The 3,508-nt window shown below is 68.9% G+C and carries 4 protein-coding genes; all 4 read right to left on the bottom strand.

The genetic code is table 11. The features are described from left to right. Positions 1 to 164: 164 nt before the first annotated feature. Complete coding sequence (locus GX015_RS07090; protein ID WP_291343906.1) at positions 165 to 1,427, bottom strand: ABC transporter permease; 1,263 nt, start codon at positions 1,425 to 1,427, stop codon at positions 165 to 167. Beyond that, a complete protein-coding gene (locus GX015_RS07085; RefSeq protein WP_120984452.1) occupies positions 1,424 to 2,335 on the bottom strand; it encodes an ATP-binding cassette domain-containing protein in 912 nt (303 codons plus the stop codon). Before GX015_RS07085 ends, GX015_RS07090 begins: the two co-directional genes overlap by 4 nt. A gap of 91 nt (positions 2,336 to 2,426) precedes the next feature. After that, on the bottom strand, positions 2,427 to 3,026 hold the full coding sequence (locus tag GX015_RS07080; protein ID WP_046649930.1) for a hypothetical protein: 600 nt from the start codon (positions 3,024 to 3,026) through the stop codon (positions 2,427 to 2,429). Further along, complete coding sequence (locus tag GX015_RS07075; RefSeq protein ID WP_291343902.1) at positions 3,023 to 3,340, bottom strand: helix-turn-helix transcriptional regulator; 318 nt, start codon at positions 3,338 to 3,340, stop codon at positions 3,023 to 3,025. The genes GX015_RS07080 and GX015_RS07075 overlap by 4 nt, the downstream gene beginning before the upstream one ends. Between the last annotated feature and the right edge of the window lie 168 nt (positions 3,341 to 3,508).

Raw genomic sequence — 3,508 nt, 5'->3', positions numbered from 1 at the left:
GCCGGGGCGCAGGCCTCGTACGGCTCGGCGGCGCAGGTCCGGGAATTCGCGGGCACCGGCCGACGGGGTTAGGCGCCGGCGCCGTCGAAAAGCGAAGGCCCCGCCCACCACCGAACGATGGTGGGGCGGGGCCTTCGGCGCGTGCGGGCGCGGGGAGGGCGCGGCTAGCCCTTCAGCGCCTGCATCCAGGTGACGCGGGAACCGGTGCGCAGTACGTTGCGCGGGTAGATCTTCGCGGCGAGCAGCAGCATGATCACGCAGGACGCGGCGAGCACGGCGCCCGAGCCGAGCAGCTGCAGGCCGCTGAAGTTGCCCATGGCGTACTGCAGCGGGGCGGTGGTCACCGACGCCGGCGGGATCCACGCGGCGACCTGCATGAACGTCGAGTCCAGCTGCGACCAGCCGAAGGCCGGGACGTAGATGGCCACGAAGGACAGGATGAGCACCGGCATCTGCGCCGCGCCGAAGTCCTCCATGCGGCTGACCAGCGAACCGGCCGTCGCGTACAGGGCGGCGAAGAGCAGGTAGCCGAGGATGAAGAACGGGATCAGCGTGGCCACGGCGAGCCACGGGATGTCGAAGTCCGCGGCCAGGCCCGTGGCGATGATGGTCACCGACGCGGCGGCGACGATCGCGGCCATCATGATCGCGCCGGCCAGGCCCGCGCCGAGGATCTTGCCGGCGAGCAGGTGCAGCGGGCGGATCGTGGCGAGCATGATCTCCACGACGCGCGATGACTTCTCCTCGATGACCGAGCTGGCCACCGAACCGCCGAACATCATGATGGCGGTGATCATCACCATGACGCCGACGCCGACGACGATGAGCGCCGCGAAGTCGATGTCCTGCGTGCTTTGCGACGTCACCGAGCCCTGCCCGGCCGCCGCCGCGACGGCCGCCGGGTCCCCGCCCTGGGCGGCGATGGCGTCGGCCTGCAGCTGGGCGGCGAGCGCGGAGTTGAGCGTGACGACGAGCGTGTCCGGCGTGCCGTTCTGCAGCAGCGTCCACTCGTTCGCGGTCGCACCGTCGTCCGGCACGAGCGCGGCGTCGGCGGACTCGTCGTCGATCATGGCGCGGGCCGCGTCCTCGTCGGCGGCGGGCAGCGTTTCGATCGGGGTGGGCAGCGTGCCCTCCGGCGCGTCGGCCAGGGAATCGGCGAAGGGGGCCTCGCCGACGACGGCGATGCGCGTCGGCTCGGTGGCTTCCCCGTCGTCGCGGGTCAGGTAGGCCGTGAGCAGCACGCCGCCGACGGCCAGGACGATGCCGAGGATCAGGGTGACGACCGAGCCCTTCTTCATCAGGTTCTCGCGCAGCTCGCGCTTGGTCACCAAACCGATGGCGGTGGAGGCGCGGTAGCCGGACGCGGTCGTGGAACCGGCGCCGCGGGGGCCGCCGGAGCGGGTGGAATCCTTGATGGGCGTGCTCATGACTGGACGACCTCCTGGTACAGCTCGGTCAACGGAATGTGGACGGGCCCGAAGGAATGCACGGGGCCGTGGGTGCGCGCCAGATCAAGAAGGCGCTGGTCGGTGTCGGCGGGAGCGTCGTCGTCAAGCGTGAAAACGGTGCGGCCCTGCGCGTCGACCTCGGACGACGCGACGCCGGGGACGGAATCCGCCCAACCCGCCGGCGCCGAGGGGACCTCCACGGCCAACAGGCGCGGGCCCGCGGTGCGCAGCTCGTCGACGGTGCCCTCGGCGAGCATGCGGCCGTCGCGGATGATGCCCACGCGATCGCACAGGCGCTCCACCAGATCGAGCTGATGGGAGGAGAACACCACGGGGATGCCCCGGTCCGCGCGCTCGCGCAGCACCCGGGACATCACGCCGACGGCGATGGGATCGAGGCCGGAGAACGGCTCGTCGAGGACGAGGACCTCCGGATCGTGGACCAGCGCCGCCGCCAGCTGCACGCGCTGCTGGTTGCCCAGCGACAGGGTGTCGACCTTGTCGCCGCCGCGCTCGGTGAGGTTCAGGGTCGCCAGCAGCGACTCGGCGCGGTCCTTCGCCGTCGCCGCGTCCATGCCGTGCAGGCGCGCGAAGTAGATGAGCTGGTCGAGGACCTTCTCCTTCGGGTACAGCCCGCGCTCCTCCGGCATGTAGCCGATGGTGCGGCGCGAAGTGTCGTCCAGCGGCACGTCGCCGAGGCGGACCTCGCCTCCGTCCGTGGTCAGCACGCCCAGCGCGATGCGCATGGTCGTGGTCTTGCCGGCGCCGTTGGCCCCGACGAATCCGTAGATCTCGCCCGGGCGGACGGTGAAGCTCATGCCGTCGAGGACCTTGAGGTCCCCATAGGATTTCCGGAGGCCGTCGATGATCAGGGGCTGTCCCGCCATGGTCGCCATCCTTTCTGGTCGGTCATCGGTCGATTGCGAAAACGCTGTGATTTTTTGGGTTGATCGAGTCGTATGGGGTGAGCGGGGCCGTTCAGTCATCCGGCATCGTCCACGCGATGATCGCGGTGGGCAGCGAGAGAATCACCAGGAAGGGGATCAGGAACAGCATCCCCGTCAGATACGGGACGTCCGCGGCCCAGTCGGGCTCGTTCGAGCCGACCCAGGTCCCGAAGAAGACGAGGCCGATGCTGAACACCATTCCGAACCAGGTGAAGCACTGGTACGCGAAGCTGCGCAGCCCTTCGACGCGGGCCCGCTCGTACTCGTCGAGCACGGACATCGGGGCGCCGTCGATGTTGTCGGTGACGATCACCAGCGTCGTCCACGTGATCACGAGCGCCACCGTGAAGACCATCCACGGCACGCCCCACCACACGGAACCTCCGTCGCCGATGATCGCGAAGGTCAGCATGACCCCGGCGACGAGCAACGCCGCGATGGTGGCCAGGTACGCGACCACCAGCTTGCGGCGGGCGGCGCGGTTGCGCAGCTTCGGGAACCAGTTGGACGTGATCTCGCGGCGCTCCAGGAACTTCCGTTCGCGCCGGGCCTGCCAGCGCTCGAGGAAACTGCGCTGCGCGGCTCGATCGGTCGCGCCGATCCCGGACTCGGTCGGGGGCGTGTGGTTCATCGCTTCTCCTCGTGGCTCGGGTTCGGGGTCGGATTCTGGTTCGGGTTCTGCACCTGCGCCGCGTACAGCGCCGCCGACATCGGGGTGAACTCCTCGCGGGAGAACACCGCCTCGACGGGGAGGCCGAACACCTCGCACAACCGGAACGCCAGGTCGAGGCTGGGGTAGTGGTCCCCGCGCTCGAGGGCGCCGATCGTCTGGGGGTTGACCTCCACGGCCTCCGCCAGCCGTGCGCGGCTGAGCCCGCGTTCCGCGCGGAGCACAGCCAGTCGATTGAAGATTGGTCTCTGGGGACCACGTTTTACCGGGCTCATGTGACCAAGTGTTGTAAAAACCCAACGATCTGTCAACGGGGGCAACGAAAAATCTTCTGCATTGACGACGAAAAAGTGCGAAGTTCCCGGTCAGCGGAACCACGTACCCTGGAAAACGTGATCACACGGCCAACGATTCTCGGGATCCTGTTCATCGCCAACGTCATC

Source organism: Corynebacterium sp., assembly GCF_012837295.1.
Lineage (GTDB): Bacteria > Actinomycetota > Actinomycetes > Mycobacteriales > Mycobacteriaceae > Corynebacterium.
The sequence above is the reverse complement of the archived record's forward strand: the minus strand, read 5'-3'. Positions and strand labels throughout refer to the sequence as shown.